The sequence below is a fragment of the Sphingomonas jinjuensis genome (assembly GCF_014197105.1).
Taxonomy (GTDB): Bacteria; Pseudomonadota; Alphaproteobacteria; order Sphingomonadales; family Sphingomonadaceae; genus Sphingomonas; species Sphingomonas jinjuensis.
Genome location: NZ_JACIEV010000001.1, coordinates 75,575 through 95,276, shown reverse-complemented (window position 1 = coordinate 95,276; position 19,702 = coordinate 75,575). Strand labels below are relative to the sequence as shown.

16 protein-coding genes, 1 tRNA gene and 1 pseudogene are annotated in these 19,702 nt (G+C 69.6%); 10 read left to right on the top strand and 8 right to left on the bottom strand.

Annotation, left to right across the window (positions count from 1 at the left end; translation table 11 throughout):
• Positions 1–54: 54 nt before the first annotated feature.
• Together GGQ80_RS18360 and GGQ80_RS00445 are read right to left on the bottom strand one after the other, a co-directional pair.
• Positions 55–426: an alpha-L-rhamnosidase C-terminal domain-containing protein gene (locus GGQ80_RS18360; RefSeq protein WP_246346798.1), complete on the bottom strand. Its 372-nt coding sequence runs from the start codon at positions 424–426 to the stop codon at positions 55–57.
• Positions 406–2,868 (bottom strand): annotated as a pseudogene (locus GGQ80_RS00445) (family 78 glycoside hydrolase catalytic domain); the annotation flags it as partial. The pseudogene GGQ80_RS00445 and the gene GGQ80_RS18360, both read right to left, overlap by 21 nt.
• A gap of 71 nt (positions 2,869–2,939) precedes the next feature.
• On the opposite strand from GGQ80_RS00445, the gene GGQ80_RS00440 reads away from it, so the two are divergent.
• Positions 2,940–4,115: an SGNH/GDSL hydrolase family protein gene (locus GGQ80_RS00440; RefSeq protein WP_183981734.1), complete on the top strand. Its 1,176-nt coding sequence runs from the start codon at positions 2,940–2,942 to the stop codon at positions 4,113–4,115.
• A gap of 119 nt (positions 4,116–4,234) precedes the next feature.
• Here the strand turns inward: GGQ80_RS00440 and GGQ80_RS00435 are convergent, their stop codons facing one another.
• Positions 4,235–5,278, bottom strand: a complete 1,044-nt coding sequence (locus GGQ80_RS00435; protein WP_183981733.1) for a glycoside hydrolase family protein — start codon at positions 5,276–5,278, stop codon at positions 4,235–4,237.
• Positions 5,275–6,009 (bottom strand): FadR/GntR family transcriptional regulator, encoded by a 735-nt coding sequence (locus GGQ80_RS00430; protein WP_183981732.1) that lies wholly within the window; start codon positions 6,007–6,009, stop codon positions 5,275–5,277. The genes GGQ80_RS00435 and GGQ80_RS00430 overlap by 4 nt, the downstream gene beginning before the upstream one ends.
• Before the next feature lie 357 nt (positions 6,010–6,366).
• Between GGQ80_RS00430 and GGQ80_RS00425 the strand changes: the two genes are divergently transcribed.
• The 8 genes from GGQ80_RS00425 (at position 6,367) to GGQ80_RS00390 (ending at position 15,966) form a co-directional block, all read left to right on the top strand.
• On the top strand, positions 6,367–7,344 hold the full coding sequence (locus GGQ80_RS00425) for a TIM barrel protein (protein WP_183981731.1): 978 nt from the start codon (positions 6,367–6,369) through the stop codon (positions 7,342–7,344).
• A 4-nt stretch (positions 7,345–7,348) separates the two neighbouring features.
• Complete coding sequence (locus GGQ80_RS00420) at positions 7,349–8,842, top strand: FAD-linked oxidase C-terminal domain-containing protein (RefSeq protein ID WP_183981730.1); 1,494 nt, start codon at positions 7,349–7,351, stop codon at positions 8,840–8,842.
• Positions 8,842–9,960 carry an FAD-binding protein gene (locus tag GGQ80_RS00415; protein ID WP_183981729.1) on the top strand — a complete coding sequence of 373 codons (1,119 nt, stop codon included), beginning with the start codon at positions 8,842–8,844 and terminating at the stop codon, positions 9,958–9,960. The genes GGQ80_RS00420 and GGQ80_RS00415 overlap by 1 nt, the downstream gene beginning before the upstream one ends.
• Positions 9,957–11,225, top strand: coding sequence for a glycolate oxidase subunit GlcF (gene glcF / locus GGQ80_RS00410; protein WP_183981728.1), 1,269 nt, complete (start codon positions 9,957–9,959; stop codon positions 11,223–11,225). Before GGQ80_RS00415 ends, glcF begins: the two co-directional genes overlap by 4 nt.
• Before the next feature lie 68 nt (positions 11,226–11,293).
• Complete coding sequence (locus tag GGQ80_RS00405; protein ID WP_183981727.1) at positions 11,294–12,577, top strand: MFS transporter; 1,284 nt, start codon at positions 11,294–11,296, stop codon at positions 12,575–12,577.
• An 88-nt stretch (positions 12,578–12,665) separates the two neighbouring features.
• Positions 12,666–13,541, top strand: coding sequence for a transketolase (locus tag GGQ80_RS00400; protein ID WP_246346762.1), 876 nt, complete (start codon positions 12,666–12,668; stop codon positions 13,539–13,541).
• Complete coding sequence (locus tag GGQ80_RS00395) at positions 13,538–14,497, top strand: transketolase family protein (protein ID WP_343050708.1); 960 nt, start codon at positions 13,538–13,540, stop codon at positions 14,495–14,497. The genes GGQ80_RS00400 and GGQ80_RS00395 overlap by 4 nt, the downstream gene beginning before the upstream one ends.
• Positions 14,497–15,966 carry an FGGY family carbohydrate kinase gene (locus GGQ80_RS00390; RefSeq protein WP_183981726.1) on the top strand — a complete coding sequence of 490 codons (1,470 nt, stop codon included), beginning with the start codon at positions 14,497–14,499 and terminating at the stop codon, positions 15,964–15,966. Before GGQ80_RS00395 ends, GGQ80_RS00390 begins: the two co-directional genes overlap by 1 nt.
• Positions 15,967–15,973: 7 nt before the next feature.
• Here the strand turns inward: GGQ80_RS00390 and GGQ80_RS00385 are convergent, their stop codons facing one another.
• The 3 genes from GGQ80_RS00385 to GGQ80_RS00375 form a co-directional block, all read right to left on the bottom strand.
• The gene (locus GGQ80_RS00385) at positions 15,974–17,257 is read right to left on the bottom strand and encodes a glycoside hydrolase family 130 protein (RefSeq protein WP_183981725.1); all 1,284 of its coding nucleotides are present in this window, start codon (positions 17,255–17,257) and stop codon (positions 15,974–15,976) included.
• Positions 17,258–17,321: 64 nt separating this feature from the next.
• The gene (locus tag GGQ80_RS00380; protein WP_183981724.1) at positions 17,322–18,161 is read right to left on the bottom strand and encodes a glutamine amidotransferase-related protein; all 840 of its coding nucleotides are present in this window, start codon (positions 18,159–18,161) and stop codon (positions 17,322–17,324) included.
• Between the two features lie 124 nt (positions 18,162–18,285).
• Positions 18,286–18,375: transfer RNA gene (locus GGQ80_RS00375), tRNA-Ser, on the bottom strand.
• A 174-nt stretch (positions 18,376–18,549) separates the two neighbouring features.
• Between GGQ80_RS00375 and GGQ80_RS00370 the strand changes: the two genes are divergently transcribed.
• Positions 18,550–19,305 (top strand): DUF1134 domain-containing protein, encoded by a 756-nt coding sequence (locus GGQ80_RS00370; protein ID WP_246346761.1) that lies wholly within the window; start codon positions 18,550–18,552, stop codon positions 19,303–19,305.
• Positions 19,306–19,426: 121 nt separating this feature from the next.
• On the opposite strand, the gene GGQ80_RS00365 is transcribed toward GGQ80_RS00370, so the two are convergent.
• Complete coding sequence (locus GGQ80_RS00365) at positions 19,427–19,687, bottom strand: hypothetical protein (protein ID WP_183981722.1); 261 nt, start codon at positions 19,685–19,687, stop codon at positions 19,427–19,429.
• Positions 19,688–19,702 lie beyond the last annotated feature (15 nt).

Below are 19,702 nucleotides of genomic sequence, written 5' to 3'. Positions count from 1 at the left end.
TACCTCCCCCTCCGTCAGCTTCGCTGCCACCTCCCCCTGACGGGGGAGGATCGGTCAGGTCTCGATGCGATAGCGGCCGGATTGGGCGACCACGCGGATGCCTTCCGCGGTAGCTTCGACCGACCGGATGCCGCGCGCCTGGGCCAGCGGCACGCCGCCCTCGCGCGCGTTAATTGCATCGGCGGGGAGGATGATCGTGCCGCCCGGCCCCGGCGGCAGCGTGATGTCATAGGTGATGCGCGTGCCGTCGCGCTGCCAGCGGCTGGCGATGCGGCCATAGACCGAGCGATGCGTCGCGGCGGCGGCGCTCAGGCTGGCGACCGGGCGGGGGGCGATCGTCAGGATCTGGTTGGCCGACGCGGCGGCATGGTCGACGCGGATGCCGGCGAGGGCGCCGTAGAACCAGCCCTCGGCATGGCCCAGCATGAAGTGGTTGAGCGACTTGGTCGGATCGGCGTTCCACGCTTCGGCCAGCGCGGTGGCGCCGCCGGCGAGCTGTTGGCCATAGCCCGGGCGGTCCGTGACGCGCATCATCGCGTCGAGGACGTCGTCGCGCCCGAAGCGGGTCAAGGCGGTGACGACGTAGCGGAAGCCGACGTCGCCGGCGGTGACGCCGTTGCCGTTGGCGCGGACGGCGGCGACGAGCTGGCCGAGCACCGCCGCCTCGCGGGGCGGCGGCACCATGCCGAGCGCGAGCGGCATCGCGAGCGCGCACTGGCTGTCGGTGTCATAGGTGCCGCCGCGCCAGAAGCGGCGGTCGAAGGCGGTACGGACGCGCGCCGCCTCGTCGCGCTAGCGGGTAACCTCATGCGCCGGGCGACCGATGACGGCGGCGATGTCGGCCAGCGCCACGAGCGCTTCGTAGCGCGAGGCGGTGCCGGTCAGCGCGCGGCTCGTCAGCTGCGCCACGCCGGGCGGCTTGGGACCGACGTCGTACCAGTCGCCGAGGCCGTAATCGATGATCTCGCCATCGGCGCGGCCGCGCAGATAGTCGATGAAGCGGACCATCGTCGGATAACCGTCCCGCAGGACGGAGGCATCGCCATAGGCGCGGTAGGCAGCCCAGGGCGACAGCACCGCCGCGGCGCCCCATTCGGGCGAATCGCGCCAGATCGTGTCGCTGCCGTCGTCGTTGAGGAAGGCGACATATTCGGGCGCGATGGCGGGGACCATGCCGTTGGTCTGCTGCGTGTCGGCGATGTCGCGGGTGATCTTCTCGTACAACGCGGTGGCGTCGCGATTGTAGAAGATCGTCGGGGCGTTGAGGTGGGTCTGTTCGAGCCAGCCGAGCTTTTCGCGGTGCGGGCAGTCGGTGAGCACGCTCGCCATGTTGCTGCGCAGCGCCTGGTCGATCAGGCGATGGGTGGCGACGAACAGCGGCTCGCTGCAGGTGAAGTCGCCGATCAGCGGCAGCGCCGCGTGGACGACCTCGATATGGAGGTCGTCGAGCCGCGGCAGCGTGCCGTCGGCGGCGGGGATATATTCCGCCTGAAGATGGCGGAAGCCCTGATGGATGAAGCGGGGGCGGAAGGTTTCGCGACCGGTGCCGGCGAGCGTATATTCGAAATACACGGCGCGATCGGGCGCGGCGTTGTAGCTGCGCTGGTCGACGGCGCCATCGGCGGCGACGGCTTCGGCGGGATAGAGGCGGACGCGGCTGCCGCGCGGGCCGCTGACGGTGGCGACCAGGCGGGCGGAGCCGTTGATGCCGAAGTCGTGGACCTCGCGCCCGTTCGCGATGCGCGTCGTGCGGACGGGCTTCAGCGTGCTAATCGGCTCGATGCCGGGGATGTTCTGCGCCTTGAGGACGCCGCCGGGGCTCGCGACCGGCGTCGCCGCGCGCCAGCCGGGCCCGGTGTGGCCGGGCATGTCCCAGCCGGGCTGGTCCTCGCGTGCGTCGACATCCTCGCCGCCATAGACGCTGGAGAAGCGGATCGGCCCCTCGCGCACCTGCCAGGCGGCATCGCTGACGAGAGTGACGCGGCGGTCGTCGACCAGCTCGACGTCGAGCCGCGCGATCAGCTTGGGGCGGCCGAAGCTGTCGACGAACTTGGTGTAGCGGCCGGGCACGCGCTCGACATTGTACATACCGTTGCCGAGCATCACGCCGATGCGGTTGTCGCCACGGCGCAGCAGCGCGGTGACGTCGTGCGACGTGTAGAGGACGGTGCGGCAATACTCGGTCCAGCCCGGGTTGAGCATCGCGGTGTCGACCGGACGGCCGTTCACGGTGACGTCGCCATGGCCGAGCGCGCTGATCGACAGGATGGCGCGGCGCGGCGCGGCGGGCAGCGTCAGGTCGCGGCGGAAGATCGGCAGCGGTTCGGGCGGCGCGGCGGGGCGCGGGTCGTTGCCGCGGCGGTGGGTGCCGCGCGGGTGGTCGGGGCCGGCGGCGATCCACTGCGCCTGCCAGCCCTCGGCGGTGAGCAGGCCGGTGACGAAGCGCTCGGGCGTGCCAAGGCCGGTGGCGCGGCCATGCTGGTCGCGCAGGTCGATCGCCCACCAATAGTCGCGGTGCGAGGCCAGCGGCAGCGCGGCGGCCGGCTGCGCGCCGGGACGATCGGATTCGATCCAGCCGCTGTCCCAGACGTCGCCGCGACCGGTGGTGGCGAGGCGGCGGCTGGTCGCGACGATCAGGCGGCAGGCGGTCTGCGCGGCGCCGCGTTCCGCCGCGTCGATCGCGGCGACTTCCCACAGGAAGCGGGGACGGAGCGTGTCGATGCCGACCGGCGCGCTGCGCCATTCGACCCGCGGATAGGCGGGCGCGATCCCGGCCCCGGCGCGTGTCGCGGCGATCGCCGGCGTCGCGAGGCCGGCGCCGGTCAGGGCGAGAAGGGTACGTCGATTGACATATGGTGTGTTGGTCAATGACGCCCCCTTGCTCGAACCGGGCGCCGGCCTATCATATTACTAATGGCGATCCAGGGAGAAACGGCGCGATGACCCCTCGGTGGTGGGCGGCAATGCTGGCGGTGGCATTGATCGGGACGGGCGCATCGGCGCAGCGCTGGCAATCAGCCTGGATCGCGCCGCCGATCGGCTGGGAACCGGCATCGCGCAAGGCGCTGACGAAACCGATCGAGCGCCAGACGGTGGCGCAGGTGATCCGCCTGGATGGCGAGGGCGCGCGGCTGCGGGTGCGGCTGACCAACGAGCTGGGGATGACACCGGTCGAGGTCGGCGCGGCGAGCGTGGCGCTGGGCGGGCGGCTGGTGAGCCTGAGCTTCGGCGGGGCGAAGGGCGCGACGATCCCGGCGGGGGCGCCGCTGGTGAGCGATCCGGTTGCGCTACGGGCGACGCCGGGCGCCGAGCTGGTGCTGAGGGTCTATTATCCGGGATCGGTGACGCCGCCGGCCCATGCGCAGATGGTGCGGCTGACGGCGGGCGACACCACGGCGAGCCCGGCCGATGCCGGCGAGGAGGTGCGGACCGCCGGCCTGGCCAGCGCGGTCGAGGTGGACGTCGCGGCGCCGGGCAAGCTGCTGGTCGCGTTCGGTGATTCGATCACCGAGGGCGCAGGCGCGAGCGCGGCGGCGCGGACGAGCTGGCCGGCGCAGCTGGGGGCGCTGCTGCATGGCGCGGCGGCGACGCGGTGTTGGAGCGTCGTCAACGCGGGCATCAGCGGCAACCGCCTGCTCCACGACGGGCGCGGGCCCAATGCGCTGGCGCGGTTCGACCGCGACGTGCTGGCGGTGCCGGGAGCGACGCATGTCGTTCTGCTGGAGGGCATCAACGATATCGGCGCGGGCAAGGACAAGCCCGCCGAGGCGGTCGATGCCGACGCGGTCATCGGCGCCTATCGTCAGCTGATCGCGCGCGCGCATGGTGCCGGACTGAGGGTGATCGGGGGCACGCTGCTACCCTTTACCGGCGCCGGCTATCAGACCGCGGCGGGCGAGGCGATGCGGCTGGCCATCAATCGCTGGATCAGGACGAGCGGCGCGTTCGACCGGGTGATCGACTTCGAGGCGGCGACACGCGACCCCGCGCATCCCGAGCGGCTGATGGCGGGATATGAGATCGGCGATCACCTGCATCCCAATGATGCGGGCTACACGGCGATGGCAAAGGCGGCGCGGCCGGTGATCGCGGCGGAGGGATGCGGGCGGCGGTGAGCCGCTGCCCCTGCCACCGTTCGTGCTGAGCCTGTCGAAGCACGCCATCCAGGCGGTGAGGATCGTGACACGCCTTTCGACAAGCTCCGGGCGAATGGTCGGGGATTGGTGCTGACTGCTCACCAGGGCGTCGATCGCGCCATCGCGATGCCGCGGGTTTCGTTGGGCCATTTGCCGCCGACCGCGCAGTAGAAATGATAGAGCGCGCCGCGGTGGAAGATCACCGACGGCTTGTGCGCATAGGTGTCGTCGACCGCGCCGGGCGCGCCGGTGTCGACCAGTATCTCCGGCACCTTGGCGAAGCTGGTCGGGCTGTCGCCGATCGCGAGCAGTTCGCGCGCCTTCTTGTCGGTCGACAGGCCGAAATAGAACATGCCCCAGCGCCCGCGATGCTCGACGACGACGGGATCGCTGGCGAAGCGGTCGTCCCAGCTGCCGGCGGGGCCGTTGCGGATCAGCGGGCTGGCGGGGTGGCGGGTCCACGCCTTGAGGTCGGGCGAGGTCGCGAGCCCGGTCTGCTCGTGCCATGGCATGCCGGTGGTCTTGGCGTTGTAGTAGAGGTGATAGAGCCCATCGATGCGGACCAGATAGGGCTTGTAGAGACCGCCGCGTTCCCAGGCGGCGCCGTCCTGTGGCAGCAGGATCGGGTCGCCGCGGCGCCAGTGGATCAGGTCGTCGCTCCAGGCGAGGCCGATCACCGCCGGGCCTTCTTCGTAGCCCGCGCTGGGATAGGCGTGCCACGCGCCGACGTAGCGGCCATCGACCTTGACCAGCCGGGCAGGGCTTTCGAGCGCATTCTCGCGCAGGATCGAGGCCATCGCGACATTGTAGCGCGTGACCGGCGAGGCGGGGTCGCGGGCCAGGATCAGGCGGCGGTTGGTCCAGGTGACGAGATCACGCGATTCGGCGAGCCCGGTTTGGTAGCCGATGCCGTCGAAGCCGACGTAGCTGAGATAGAAACGGTCGTTGGCGGAAAAGACGAACGGGCAGTCGACCGACTTCGCGTCGAAGCTGCCCGGTGTGCCCGAGGCGGCGAGGACGAGCTTTCCGTATTTGTACGGCGTTCGATAAGGGGCGACCGGATCTGGCCGAGGACCGGCGATGGCCGCGCTCGACAGGCCGATGCCTGCACCGATCAGGCCTCGGCGGGTGAGATCGCTCATCGGTTGGCCTTTCCCTCGGTGGGCGGCGCTGCGTCGTCGATGACCACGAGCATGGCGTCGGCGGCGTCGTCGGGGTCGCGGCGTTCGATCGCGCGCAGGATGCGTTCGTGCGCGGCGACGATGCGGGCGTGGAGATCGGGCTGGTTGCGCGGCGCAACCGGGCTGAACGAGGCGACGAGCGCGGTTTCGATCACCGCAGCGATCGAGCGCATCAGTGGGTTGCCCGACGCGGCACCGATCGCGAGATGGAAATCGAGGTCGGCGCGCGCGAAGGCGGCGGCGTCGCCGTCGGGTGCCGCCATGGCGGCAAAGGCGGCGCGGATGCGGTCGATGTCGGCGTCGTGGTGTCGTTCGGCGGCGAGCGCGGCGGCGCGGGGCTCGATCGAGCGACGGATCTCGGCCATGTGGCGTCGGAACGCGTCGTCGAGGCCGAGCGCGACCTTCCAGCCCAGCACGTCGGCGTCGAAGAAATTCCAGTTGACCGGATCGGTGACGCGGGTGCCGACGCGGGTCTTGGACGCGATCATCCCCTTGGCCGACAGCGTCTTCAGCACTTCGCGCAGGACGGTGCGCGAGATCTGGAAGCGCGCGAGCAAATCCGCCTCGTTCGGCATGTTGGCGCCGGCGGGGTGGGTGCCGTCGAGGATCTCCATGCCGAGGATGCGCGCGACCTGGTCGTGAGTTGAGGTGACACGCTCGGAGAAGCCGAAGAAGCCCCGTGGGTTGGTCATGATCCTGTCCTGAGCGGCGCGGGGCGGGTTGGCAAGGACGTATTATATGATTATTGATGAGGAAGATCGGACTTCCTCCCCCCGTTCGCCCTGAGGAGAGGCTGAGCAACGTCGAAGCCTCGTCTCGAAGCCTGTCCTGAGCGCCTGCCTTGCAGGCAGTCGAAGGGGGCAGGCCAAGCCGCCTGTGGTTCGAGACGGCGCTTCGACTTCGCTCAGCGCCTCCTCACCACGAACGGTGGCAGCATCAGGGAGAGTAGCCATCTGACTTTCGGTAAGTTTCGAAAATCTACGTTCTGCGTTGACCCTGCCTCCGCCGGCTTCTAGGCTTTCCCGCAACCAGCCGATCAGGAGAGGTCGATGACGCAGAAATACGGGGCGGGGATCTGGCACTTCGCGACCTATGTCGATCGCTATGCGACCGACGGCTATGGGCCACCGCGCACGCTGGTCGAGATGATCGACCTGGCGGGGCAGGTCGACGACCTGTCGGTGGTCGATATCAACTATCCCTTCCCGGGCGGCGGCGTGTCGGCCGACGAGGTCGAGGTGGCGCTGAAGCGCAACGGGCTGTCGGTGATCGGGATTACCCCCGAGATCTACACGCGTGAGTTCGCCAAGGGTGCCTTCACCAATCCCGACGCGGGCGTTCGTCGTCGCGCCAACGAGCTGGTGACCGAGGCCGCCGACGTGGTGCGCCGGTTCGGCGCCGATTACGTTAAGCTGTGGCCGGGGCAGGACGGCTGGGACTATCCGTTCCAGGTCGACCACGGCGTGTTGTGGAAGCACAGCATCGACGGCGTCGGCGAGCTGGCGGCGGCGAACCCGGACCTGAAGTTCGTGATCGAGTACAAGCCGCGCGAACCGCGCGTCCACATGAGCTACGACAGCGTCGCGCGCACGCTGCTGGGGATCGAGAAGATCGGGTTGCCCAATGTCGGCATCCTGCTCGATTTCGGGCATTCGCTGTACGGCGGCGAGAGCCCGGCGGATGCGGCGCAGCTGGCGATCGATCATGGCCGATTGTTCGGCATGGACGTCAACGACAATATGCGCGGCTGGGACGACGACCTGATGGCGGGCAGCGTCCATCCGATCGAGCTGTTCGAATTCTTTTACACGCTGCGCCGCAACGGCTGGGAGGGCGTGTGGCAGCTCGATCAGTTCCCGTTCCGCGAGGACAGCATCGCCACCGCCAACGGCGCGATCAGCTTCCTGAAGGGGATCGAGCGCGCGCTCGACAAGCTCGACGTCGAGGCGATGCGCGCGGCGCAGGCGCGGCACGATGCGGTCGAGGCGCTGCGGCTGGCGCGCGAGGCGCTGTTCACCAGCTTCTGATGCCATGACGATCGCGATGCCCCTGCCCGATGGCGCGACGATCGCGCGGCGCGATGCGATCGTCGCGGCGCTGCGCGACATCGTGCCGGGCGAGGGGGTGATCGACGATCCGATCGCGATGCGCGCCTATGATTGCGACGGGCTGACCGCCTATCGCCAGACGCCGCTGGTGGTGGCGCTGCCCGAGACGACCGCACAGGTGTCGGCGATATTGCGCTGGTGCTTCGACAACGGGGTGAAGGTGGTGCCGCGCGGATCGGGCACGTCGCTGTCGGGCGGGGCGCTGCCGATGGCCGATGCGGTGCTGGTGGTGATGAGCAAGTTCGATCGCGTGCTGGACGTCGATTACGGCGACCGCGTCGCGGTGGTGCAGCCGGGCGTCACCAACCTGGCGGTGACGCGTGCGGTGGAGGAAGCGGGTTTCTATTACGCGCCCGATCCGTCGTCGCAGATCGCCTGTTCGATCGGCGGCAACGTCGCCGAGAATGCGGGCGGGGTGCATTGCCTGAAATACGGGCTGACGACCAACAACGTGCTGGGCGCCGAGATCGTGCTGATGGACGGCGAAGTGCTGCGCATCGGCGGGCGGCAGCTGGACCCGGCGGGGCTCGACCTGATCGGCGTGGTCGTCGGGTCGGAGGGGCTGCTGGGCATGGTGACCGAGGTGACGGTCAGGATCCTGCCGAAGCCGGAGACGGCGCGCGCGCTGCTGATCGGCTTCGCGACGATCGAGGATGCGGGACGCTGCGTCGCCGACGTGATCGCGGCGGGGATCATCCCGGCGGGGATGGAGCTGATGGACCGGCCGGCGATCCATGCCGCCGAGGCGTTCGTGCGGGTCGGCTATCCGCTCGACGTCGAGGCGCTGCTGATCGTCGAGGTCGACGGGCCGCCGGCCGAATGCGACCATCTGATCGCCGAGATCGACACGATCGCCGTCGCCAGCGGCGCGGTGTCGTGCCGGGCGTCGCAGGACGAGGGCGAGCGGCTGGGGTTCTGGGCGGGGCGCAAGGCGGCGTTTCCGGCGGCGGGCCGGCTGTCGCCCGATTACATCTGCATGGACGGGACGATTCCGCGCCGGCGCCTGCCCGAGGTGCTGAACCGGATCGGCGAGATGTCGGTCCGATATGGCCTGCGCGTCGCCAACGTCTTCCACGCGGGCGACGGCAACCTGCACCCGCTCATCATGTACGACGCCGAGATCGACGGCCAGCTGGAGGCGGCGGAGGCGTTCGGCAGCGACATCCTGCGGCTGTGCGTCGAGGTGGGCGGGGTGCTGAGCGGCGAGCATGGCATCGGCATCGAGAAGCGCGACCTGATGCCGGTGATGTTCAGCGAGACCGACCTGATGCACCAGCAGCGCCTGAAATGCGCGTTCGACCCGGCGCTGCTGCTCAACCCCGGCAAGGTGTTTCCGCAGCTGCATCGCTGCGCCGAGCTGGGGCGGATGCATGTCCACCGCGGGCAGGTGCCGTTCCCCGACCTGCCGCGCTTCTGATGGACGTGCTCCATCCCGCTTCCGCGGATGACGTGGCCGACATGGTCGCGAGCGCGGCGGCGCGTGGGGAGCGGCTGACGATCCGGGGCGGCGGCAGCAAGGACGGCGTCGGCGCCCCTTCCGAGACGGCGGTGCTCGATATGGCGCTGCTGAGCGGCGTGATCGATTACGACCCGGCAGAGCTGGTGCTGACCGTGGGCGCGGCGACTCCGCTGGCCGAGGTTCGGGCGTTGCTGGCGGGGTCGGGCCAGATGCTGGCGTTCGATCCGTTCGATCACGGGCCGTTGTTCGGCAAGCCATCGGGCAAGGCGACGATCGGCGGGGTGCTGGCGGCGGGCGTCGCGGGGTCGCAGCGGCTGAGCATGGGTGGCGGGCGCGATCATCTGCTGGGCTTTACCGCGGTGTCGGGACGCGGCGAGCTTTTCGTCGCGGGCGCGAAGGTGGTGAAGAACGTCACGGGATACGACCTGCCCAAGCTGGCGGTGAACAGCTGGGGGCGGCTGTTCGCGATGACGCAGGTGACGCTGAAGGTGGTGCCGGCGCCGCGCGCGCGCGTGACCTGGGTGGCGGAGGGGCTGGACTTCGCCGATGCACAGCGGCTGATGGCGGCGGCGATGGGATCGACGGCGGAGGTGGCGGCGGCGGCGTACCTGCCCGGACGGCGGCGGGCGTTGCTCCGGGTGCAGGGGTTCGGGCCGTCGGTCGAGGCGCGGGGGCAGATGCTGGCGGCGTTGGGGCTTCGCCCGGGCAATGATGGCGAATGTGACGCGCTGCGCACGCTGGCGCCGTTGCCGCTCGATCGGCCGCTGTGGCGGATCAACGCGCCGCCATCGGCCGCGCCGGCGATGATGGCCGGGTTGTCGGGCGACTGGCTGGCGGATTGGGCCGGGGGGCTGGTGTGGCTGGCGAGCGACCAGCCAGCCGGGGAGGTGCGTGCGGCGGCGGAGGCAGCCGGGGGGCATGCGATGCTGGTGCGGGGGCCCGAGGCGATGCGGCGGGCGGTGGCGGCGCTGCATCCCCCGGCGGCTGGCGTCGCGGCGTTGGAAGCTCGGATCGCGGCGGCGTTCGATCCCGCCGGCGTGTTCGCGAGCCCGCGGATGACGGGGGCGGTGGCATGAAGACAAGCTTCACAGCGGAACAGCTTGCCGATCCGGCCACGGCGACCGCAGCGGGGGCGATTAGGACGTGCGTCCATTGCAGCTTCTGCACGGCGACCTGCCCGACCTATGTGCTGCTCGGCGACGAGCTCGATTCACCGCGCGGGCGGATCAGCCTGATGAAGGACATGCTCGAGAACGAGCGGGTGCCGAGCGCGGTCGAGGTCAAGCATATCGATCGCTGCCTGTCGTGCCTGGCCTGCACGACGACCTGCCCCTCGGGCGTCGATTACATGCATCTGGTCGACCATGCCCGCGCCTATATCGCCGAGCGCTATCGTCGGCCGCTGGGCGATCGAATGATGCGGTGGATGCTGGCGACCGTCCTGCCCCATCCGCGGCGGTTTAGGCTGGCGCTGCGGCTGGCGGCGGTGGGGCGGCTGGGGGCGCCGTTGCTGGGCAAGGGGCGGCTCGCGGCGATGCTGGCGATGGCGCCGACACGGCTGGCGACGCCGGTGGCGGTGCCGCGGTCAGACGCAAGCGGGAAGCGCGTCGTGCTGCTGCGCGGCTGTGCCGAGCCGGTGCTGAAGCCGGCGTATCAGGCGGCGGCGGCGCGGGTGCTGGGGCGGCTTGGCTATGCGGTGGTCCCGGCGCCGGGCGAGGCCTGCTGCGGGGCGCTGGTCCATCACTTGGGGCACGAGGCGGAGGCGCTGGCGAGCGCGCGGCGCAACGTTGACGCCTGGACCCGCGTGATCGAGGACGGCGGGCTCGACGCGATCCTGGTGACGGCGTCGGGCTGCGGCACGACGATCAAGGATTACGGTCATCTGCTGCGCGGCGATCCCGATTATGCCGCGAAGGCGGCGCGGGTGTCGGCCTTGGCGAAGGATATCAGCGAGTTGCTGGCCGACGCGGACCTGCCGGCCAGCGCGGCGCCGGCATTGACGGTCGCCTATCACGGCGCCTGTTCGCTTCAGCACGGACAGAAGGTGACCGAGGCGCCGAAACGGCTGCTGGCGCGGATGGGCTTTGCGGTGCGCGTGCCCGCCGAGGCGCATCTGTGCTGCGGGTCGGCGGGGACGTACAACATTCTTCAGCCCGCGATCGCCGACCGGCTGGGCGAGCGCAAGGCGGCGGCGCTCGACCGGCTGGGCGCCGACGTGATCGCGACTGGCAACATCGGCTGCGCGATGCAGATCGGCCGGCGCAGCGCCGTGCCGGTCGTCCATGTCGTCGAGCTGGTCGACTGGGCGATGGGCGGACCGCGCCCGTCGGTACTCGCATGATCTGCGATTAGCTGCGATATAGTTTCGAACGGTAATGCTCGGCGCCACGCCGACGGAGAGGGTTTCGAATGACGACGACGAGCGGGGTGGTGCCGACGGGACGTGACGAGGCGAGCGACTGGAAGAACACGATCCTCGCCGGCCTCGCCAATTACATCGACGCGGGATCGATCGTCGCGGGATCGGCGGCGCTGTCGCTGTGGGTCGCCGAATATGGGCTGAGCAACGACCTGGTCGGCATCATCGGCGCGTTCGGCCCCAACGCCATATCGGCGGGCATCGGCGCGTTCGTCGGCGGGCGGCTGTGCGACCGGCTGGGGCGCAAGAAGATCTACCAGTACGACATGCTGTTCTACGCCTTCGGCATGCTGTGGCTGGTCTTCGCGATGAACGCGTGGATGATCGTCGTCGGCTTCTTCCTGGTCGGGCTTGCGGTGGGCGCGGACATTCCGGCATCCTGGTCGCTGATCGCGGAGACGGCGCCGCAGGGAAAGCGCGGGGCACATAGCGGCGTCGCGCAGGTACTCTGGTATCTGGGGCCGGTCGTCGTCCTGCTGATGTTCCTCGTGCTGTCGCCGCTCGGGCTGCTGGGCGCGCGGATCGTGTTCGCGCACCTCGCGATCCTGGCCGTGGCGCTGACCTTCCTGCGGTCGCGGATGAACGAATCGCAGCGCTGGCTGGAGGCGCAGGAAGAGGAAGCCAGTGCCACGGTCGCGGCGCCCAAGGCCGGGCTGAAGGACCTGTTCACCCCGCGCTACCTGGGTGCGATGTCGTTCCTGGCGGGGATGTACGTGTTCTGGAACCTGTGGGCGGGGACCAACGGGTTCTTCTTCCCCTATATACTGCGCACCGTCGGCAACCAGAGCCAGGCGATGGCGGTCGGCATCCAGGCGCTGAGCTTCCTGATCGGGATGCTGACGATCTGGCAGGTGTTCATGCGCCTGTCCGATCGGGTGAACCAGCGGCTGCTGTTCATCGCCTCGGCGGTGATTCAGGTGATCGGCATGGCGCTGCTCGCGATCTTTCCGCTGACGCTGCCGATCGCGCTGATCCACGTTTTCCTGATGGCGTTCGGCCAGGGCTTCGGCGCGCAATGCTTCTTCCAGTTGTGGAGCGCCGAGATGTTTCCGACGCTGCTGCGCAGTACCGCGCAGGGGGTGATGTTCGCGGTGGTGCGGATCGCGCTCGGCATCTTCAGCTTCTTCGTGCCCGCGCTGACGTCGACCGGCTTCACCACGCTGGCGTGGATTCTGACCGGCTTCCTGGCGATCAGCGGGCTGATCGGCGGCATCTGGGCGCCGCGCAACGAGGGCAAGTCGCTCGACGAGCTGGAAGCACGAATGGAAGCGTAGGATTTCGATCCAATACGAAGAAAAACGAAAGTTTGCGCTTGTCGCCCTCGGGCCGTGGCAGTAGATGTCGAGCCAACAGGAGAGCGGCATGGGGCGGCAAGCGGGTATGGAGCGCCAGGTGACGGGCGCGATGGACGAGGCGTTGGTCGTCGCCACGGTGCGCGAGCGCGCCAACTGGATGCGCCGGCGCAGCATCCGCATGGTGTTTGAAGCGGGGCAGGGGCATCCCGGCGGCGACATGTCGGCCACCGACGTGCTGGCGACGCTCTATTTCGGGATCATGCGCTACGACCCGCGCCAGCCGAACGATCCGGCGCGCGATCGCTTCGTGATGAGCAAGGGGCATTGCACCGGTGCGCTCTATACCGCGCTGGCGGCGGCGGGCTTCTTTCCCGAGGAGGAGCTGGCGACCTATGTCCAGCCGGGGTCGCGGCTCAACGGCCATCCCAATCGTACCTATCTGCCGGGCATCGAGACCAACACGGGGCCTCTCGGCCACGGCCTGCCGGTCGCGGTGGGAATCGCGATCGCCGGCCAGATCGACGGCGCCGACTACCGCACCTTCGTCCTGACCGGCGACGGCGAGTTGCAGGAGGGCAGCATGTGGGAGGCGGCGATGCTGGCGGGACATCGCAAGCTCGACAAGCTGACCGTGGTCGTCGACCGCAACCGCCTGCAACAGGGGGCGCGGACCGAGGATACCAATGCGCTGGAACCGCTCTCCGACAAATGGCGCGCCTTCGGCTGGAACGTGTCGGAAGTCGACGGCCATGACCATGGCGCGCTGCTGGGGGCGCTGGGGCAGGCGCAGGGCGACCGGCCGCGCTGCATCATCGCCAACACGATCAAGGGATATGGGATCTCGTACATGCGCGACCAGGCGGGGTGGCATCATGGCGTGCCGAGCGAGGAGCAGTTCGCCCAGGCGCTGCGCGAACTCGCGCTGAGCGAGGAAGAGGCGTGAGCGCGGTCCAAGCGCAGCCGGCCGGCATGTTCGATTGCCGCGACGCCTATGTCGGTGCGCTCGAACAGCTCGCGGTCGAGGACGATCGGATCGTCGCGGTGGTCAACGACAGCGTCGGATCGAGCAAGCTCGGCAAGTTCCGCGATCGCTTTCCCGAACGGCTGGTCAATGTCGGCATCGCCGAGCAGAACATGATCGGCGTCGGCGCAGGCCTCGCCAATGGCGGCAAGGTGCCCTTCGTCAGCGGCGCCGCCTGCTTCCTGACGGCGCGAGCACTGGAGCAGATCAAGGCGGACCTGGCGTATAGCGACGCCAACGTGAAGCTGTGCGGCATCTCCAGCGGCGTCGCCTATGGCGAACTGGGCGCGACGCACCATTCGATCGAGGACATCGCCTGGCTGCGCGCGATGCGCGAGATGACGATCATCGTGCCCAGCGACCCCAGCGAAACGGCGGCGGCGATCCGCGCGGCGGCGCACCACAAGGGGCCGGTGTTCGTGCGGATCAGCCGGATGCCCGTGCCCGAACTCGATCATCCCGCCGACTTCGCGATCGGCCGCGCCGAAACGCTGCGCGCGGGCGAGGCGGTGACGATCATCGCGACCGGCACGCTGGTCCATCGCGCCCTTGCGGCGGCGGCGACGCTGGCGGAAGAGGGGATCGCCGCGCGCGTCGTCAACATGGCGACGATCGCGCCGATCGACGTCGAGGCGGTGCTGGCGGCGGCGCGTGAAACGGGGGGAATCGTCACCGCCGAAGAGCATGTCGTGCGCGGCGGGCTGGGCGGCGCGGTGGCGGAGATCGTCGCGACCCATTATCCTGTGCCGATGCGGATCATCGGCTTCGACGGGTTCCAGCCGACCGGTTCGGCCGAGTGGTTGATGGAACGCGCGGGGCTGACCGCCGAGGGCATCGCCGCGGCGGCGCGCGAACTGGTGGCGCTGAGGCAGGGCTGATGCCGGCACCGGCGATCCTGGCGATCGATCAGGGGACGACGAACACCAAAGTCCTCCTCGTCGCACCCGATGGCCGGGTGCTGGGGCGGGCGAGCCGGCCGATGCGGCTCGACCATCCGCGGGCCGGATGGAGCGAGCAGGACGCCGAGGCGATCTGGACCGGCGTCGTCGAGGCAATCGGCGAGGTGCTGGCGGCGACGCCCGACGTCGCGGTCGCGGCGGTCGCGATCAGCAACCAGCGCGAGACGGTGGTGTTGTGGGATGCGACGAGCGGCCGCCCGCTCGGACCCGCGGTGAGCTGGCAGTGTCGCCGCTCGTCGCCGCGCTGTGCCGCCCTGCGGGCGGCGGGACACGATCCGCTGGTGATCGAGAAGAGCGGGCTGGCGATCGATCCGATGTTCTCGGCGGGCAAGCTGGCGTGGCTGCTCGACGCGGTGCCGGGCGCGCGTGACCGGGCGGCGGCGGGCGGCTTGCGCGCCGGAACGATCGACAGCTGGCTGGTGTGGCGGCTGACCGGTGGGGCGGTGCATGCGACCGACATCGGCAATGCCGCGCGCACGCAGCTGCTGAACCTGGCGACGCAGGCATGGGATGCCGAGCTGGCGGCGCTGTTCGACGTGCCGCTGGCGTTGCTCGCGCGACCCATGGCGTCGGACGGCGACTTCGGCACGATGGCCGACGGCGTCTGTGCGCTACCCGCGGGCACGCCGATCCGCGCGGTGATGGGTGATTCGCACGCCGCGCTCTACGGCCACGGCATCCGCGCGCCGGGGGGCGTGAAGGTGACGATCGGTACCGGCTCGTCGGTGATGGCACTCGTCGAGCAGCGGGCGGAATCGCGCAACGGCCTGTCGTCGACGATCGCTTGGGGCGAAGGCGGCGCCGTGCGCCATGCGCTGGAGGGCAACATTACCGTGTCGGGGCAGGCGGCGCGCTTTGCGGTGCAGCTGCTCGGGCTCGCCGACGAGGACGCGCTGACCGAACTGGCGGCGAGCGTCGCGGATAGCGATGGCGTGGTGTTCGTGCCGGCGCTGGCGGGGCTGGGCGCACCGCACTGGCAGGACGAGGCGCGCGGCACGATCAGCGGCATGACGCTGGCGACGCAGCCAGCGCATCTCGCCCGCGCCACGCTGGAGGCGATCGCGCACCAGATCGTCGACGTCGTCGAGGCGATGGAGCGCGACACCGGCGCGACGCTACCGCTCCTGTCGGTCGATGGCGGGGCGACGCGCAACGACACGCTGCTTCGCCTGCTTGCCGACCTGTCGGGCCGCCGGGTCGTGCGCCGCCCCGATGCCGAGCTGAGCGCGATCGGTGCGGCGATGATGGCGGCGCGGGCGATGGGACTGGCGGGCGAGGACATCGACGCCCGCGCCGGCGCGATCTTCGACCCTAGCCTCGACCCCGCCGCGCGCGGTGCGCTCCGCGCGCGCTGGCGATCGGCGGTTGCGCTGGCGTCCCGCTCCTAGCCGCCGATCAGGCCACCCACTCCATCACCGACAGCAGGTCGTCGACGCTGCCGGTCGTGAACGCGCTATACTCGTCACCGATCGCATAGGGCAGCAGGATACGGCGCCGGTGCAGCAGCGCCCCGCAGCTGTAGGTCACGTTGGGCACATAGCCGCCACGCTGCTCGGCAGAGGGGAAGAGCAAGGGCGAAGGGGTGCGCGCCAGGACCCTGGCGGGATTGTCCTTGTCGAGCAGGCAGGCGCCGACGCAATAGCCGCGCACCATGCCGACCCCGTGGGTGAAGACCAGCCAGCCCTCGTCGATCTCGATCGGCGAGCCGCAGTTGCCGATCTGAACGAATTCCCAGGGATATTTCGGACCCATGATCCGCATCCCTTCGTCCCAATTGTAGAGGTCGTCGGAATAGAGCAGCCAGACGTTCACATTGTCCTGGCGCCCGAGCATGGCGAAGCGGCCGCCGATGCGGCGGGGGAACAGCGCCATGCCCTTGTAGGCGGCGAAGGTGCCGGTGAGCGCGCGCATCTCGAAACTGCGCTGGTTGATGCCGCGGAGCAGTTCGGAGCGCGCGCTGCTGCCGTCGAACGCGGTGTAGGTGCCGATCAGGCTTTCCACCCCGTCATGGTCGGTGAAGCGGACGAGGCGAAGGTCCTCGATGCCCTGGCGCTGGCTCGGCAGGATCGGGAAGATCACCGTCTCCGACACGTCCTCGCTGTCGTCGGCGCGCATCTTCACCCAGCCGTCGTCGTTGCTGTCGATGCGGGGCGGCACGCCCTGCTCGCTCGGCGGATCGATGACGAGGCCGGTGCCGCCGTCCCAGGTGCCGGTGCGGAAGGTTACCGACGAGACATGGCCCTCGCCGACGCCGCGTAGCGACACGAGGAAGCGGATGCTGTCATCGTCGGGATCGTCGTCGGGCAGCGTGACGATGCTCGGGTTGAAGAGCGCCGCGGACTCGAAGGCATATTCCTGGCTGAAATAGGCGCCGATCAGCAATCGGTCGCGCTCGGTTTTGACCTCGACGCCGATATCGCCCTTCACCTCGGCGAAGCGGCGCAGGAAGACGCCGTCGACGTTGCGATGCCGCTTCTCCATCGCCGCCTTGAGCAGGACGAGCATGCGGTCGCGCATCGATTCGTCGAGCGACATGACGCGACGGGCGACATCCTGGGCCCGCGTCGGCTGGCGATCGAAGGCGGCCGGATAGCCGAAGCTGAAGGGCCGAATGACCGTCCGCGACGGGTCTGGCTTGAGTTCGACACCCAGCTTGGTGAACACGTCCGCTGCGATCATCCGCTGTCCTTCCTGATGTGGCGGAGCGCTAACGCCGGAGCAGGCATTCGCGGTCCCGACGAGGTCATCCGCGCGGCGGGACATGCTTCAGGAAATTGATGATCTCTAGCCGGCGGCACCGTTGCTCCGCGAATTGGCCATCGACGCCGATCCGCCAGCGCACCGCCAGGCTGCCCGGATCGTCGTGCAGCGCGTCGAGGTCGTCGGCGCGCGCCAAGACGTCGTCTTCCCGATCGGCAAGGCCAACGGCGACCAGTTCCTCGCGCTGAGCGCGCAACGCGGTGGCGATCTCGGCCAGCGCGAGCTCGGGGTGATATTGGACGCCCCAGAACGTCCCGTTGCCGCAGCGGATCTCCGCCGCCTGCACGTGCGTGACCTCGTTCGACGCGAGCAGCGTCGCGCCGGGCGGCAGTTCCTCCACCTCGTCGCCGTGGATGGCAGGCGCGTCCCAGCTGGGCGTCCGCCCCGCGAGCAGCCAATGGCCGCGCCCCGCCGCCGTGGCGCTGATCCGGCGTGCGATCCCCGCCTCCATCCGGCGCGGCATCTTGCGAACCTTGCCACCCGCGGCGGCGACCGCGACCTGAAGCCCGGCGCACGAGCCGAAGGCGGGAACGCCCGACGCGAACACCGATCGCATGAAATCGAGCTGGCGCTCCACCTCGGGCGTCCGGTCATAGACGTGCATCGGCGACCCGGTGAGGAAGACCGCGTCGAAACCGGCGATGTCCTCGGCCGCCAGGCCCGGGGCGTCGTCGTCCGACGGCGATGCGATGGCGACGGACGCACCGGGGCGCAGCTGCGTCAGCGTCGCCGCATAGGTTTCGCCCGCGCTCTTGCCCGCCCTCGCCCGTCGCTGCGCACGTTCGTCAGGCAGCTCGCTTTGCGCAACCAGATATCGGGGCACGGCATTCCTTCACCACATGTCGCGCAGGCGCGGACAGTTACGACACAACGTCCCCGCGATGGGCAAGGGTCCGGGCCGGACCGGCTGCGTCATCACCGTGATGGAATGCAGCGCGCTGTGGGAATGGCGGAGACGGAGGGATTCGAACCCTCGGTACGGTTTCCCGTACGACGCTTTAGCAAAGCGTTGGTTTCAGCCACTCACCCACGTCTCCGAGCTGCGGCGTCGGGGGGCTATAGCGGCGCATCGCGGGGCGATCAACTGTATCGCGCATCGCGATTGGGCGTGGAATCGACTCGGATCGGCGCCTTGTTCATTGCCGGGCAAGCGCCGCGGTGGTCTAGCGTCGCGGCTTGGGGCTCACGATGGGGGACATATGCGCGTTTGGATGACACGATCGGTCGCGGCGGTGGCGCTGCTGGCGGCGGGCGTCGCACCGGCGCAGGTGCGCACGATCGATCCCAACCGGGCGATCGACGGCGACCTCGCCGGGCCAACGCCGCGATCGACCCCGCGGCCGACGCCGACGCCAGCGCCGGTCTATCCCGATCCCACCTATGCGCCGGCGCAACAGCAGGAACCGGTGCCCGCCGAACCGATCCCGCCGGTCCCCAACCAGGCGCCGCCCGAGGTGCGCGCCGAGAAGACGACCGAGGCGGCCAACACCTATGCGCGCGAGGACCTGCTGGCGGCAGGCGAGGGGGTGTTCGGCAAGGGCGCGGCGGGCCTCGCCGGGATCGTCGAAAAGATCCTGAAGGAACAGGGCCGACCCAACGCCTATATCGCCGGGCGCGAGGCGTCGGGCGCGTTCATCCTGGGCGTCCGCTATGGCTCGGGCATCATGAGCCACAAGGTCGAGGGCGAGCAGCCGGTCTATTGGACGGGGCCGTCGATCGGCTTCGACGTCGGCGGCGATGCCAACAAGGTCTTCGTGCTCGTCTACAATCTGTACGACACTGAGGAGCTGTTCCACCGTTTCCCGGCGGCGGAGGGGCGGCTGTACCTCGTCGGCGGCTTTGCGGCGACGTATCTGCGCCGCGGTAACGTCGTGCTGATCCCGATCCGGCTGGGCGTCGGCTGGCGGGCCGGGGTGAACGTCGGGTATATGAAGTTCACGCACAAGACGCGGTGGCTGCCGCTTTGACCTTCCCGCGGGCGTCATCCTGAACTTGGTTCAGGATCTCCCGACGTAGCGCGGTCCGCTCGCCGCGAGGAGATGCTGAAACAAGTTCAGCATGACGCGTGGGGGCGGGGGCAACGGTGGGTCAGATCACCCCAGCGCGGGCCAGGCCGAACAGCAGCAGCGGCCAGAGCAGCGAGTTGACCACGTCCATCGTCGTGTCCGCCATCCGCCACGAGCCTTCGCGCCAGCGATCGAGCGCTTCGTTCAGCAGTTCCGCCAGCGCCGCAACCGCGAGCGGCCAGAGCGCGCCGACGTCGCCCGCGATGGCGACGCCGGCGACCCAGATCGCCATACCGACATGGATGTGGAGCGCGCCGTCCTCCAGGCCGGTCGCGCGCCGCATCCATTCCTTGGCACG

Bases quoted from the DNA above. Each gene is read 5' to 3' on its own strand.
- GGQ80_RS18360 (WP_246346798.1), bottom strand. From the start codon at position 426: ATGCTGGGCCATGCCGAGGGCTGGTTCTACGGCGCCCTCGCCGGCATC.
- GGQ80_RS00440 (WP_183981734.1), top strand. From the start codon at position 2,940: ATGACCCCTCGGTGGTGGGCGGCAATGCTGGCGGTGGCATTGATCGGG.
- GGQ80_RS00435 (WP_183981733.1), bottom strand. From the start codon at position 5,278: ATGAGCGATCTCACCCGCCGAGGCCTGATCGGTGCAGGCATCGGCCTG.
- GGQ80_RS00430 (WP_183981732.1), bottom strand. From the start codon at position 6,009: ATGACCAACCCACGGGGCTTCTTCGGCTTCTCCGAGCGTGTCACCTCA.
- GGQ80_RS00425 (WP_183981731.1), top strand. From the start codon at position 6,367: ATGACGCAGAAATACGGGGCGGGGATCTGGCACTTCGCGACCTATGTC.
- GGQ80_RS00420 (WP_183981730.1), top strand. From the start codon at position 7,349: ATGACGATCGCGATGCCCCTGCCCGATGGCGCGACGATCGCGCGGCGC.
- GGQ80_RS00415 (WP_183981729.1), top strand. From the start codon at position 8,842: ATGGACGTGCTCCATCCCGCTTCCGCGGATGACGTGGCCGACATGGTC.
- glcF (WP_183981728.1), top strand. From the start codon at position 9,957: ATGAAGACAAGCTTCACAGCGGAACAGCTTGCCGATCCGGCCACGGCG.
- GGQ80_RS00405 (WP_183981727.1), top strand. From the start codon at position 11,294: ATGACGACGACGAGCGGGGTGGTGCCGACGGGACGTGACGAGGCGAGC.
- GGQ80_RS00400 (WP_246346762.1), top strand. From the start codon at position 12,666: ATGGGGCGGCAAGCGGGTATGGAGCGCCAGGTGACGGGCGCGATGGAC.
- GGQ80_RS00390 (WP_183981726.1), top strand. From the start codon at position 14,497: ATGCCGGCACCGGCGATCCTGGCGATCGATCAGGGGACGACGAACACC.
- GGQ80_RS00385 (WP_183981725.1), bottom strand. From the start codon at position 17,257: ATGATCGCAGCGGACGTGTTCACCAAGCTGGGTGTCGAACTCAAGCCA.
- GGQ80_RS00370 (WP_246346761.1), top strand. From the start codon at position 18,550: ATGACACGATCGGTCGCGGCGGTGGCGCTGCTGGCGGCGGGCGTCGCA.
- GGQ80_RS00365 (WP_183981722.1), bottom strand. From the start codon at position 19,687: ATGCGGCGCGCGACCGGCCTGGAGGACGGCGCGCTCCACATCCATGTC.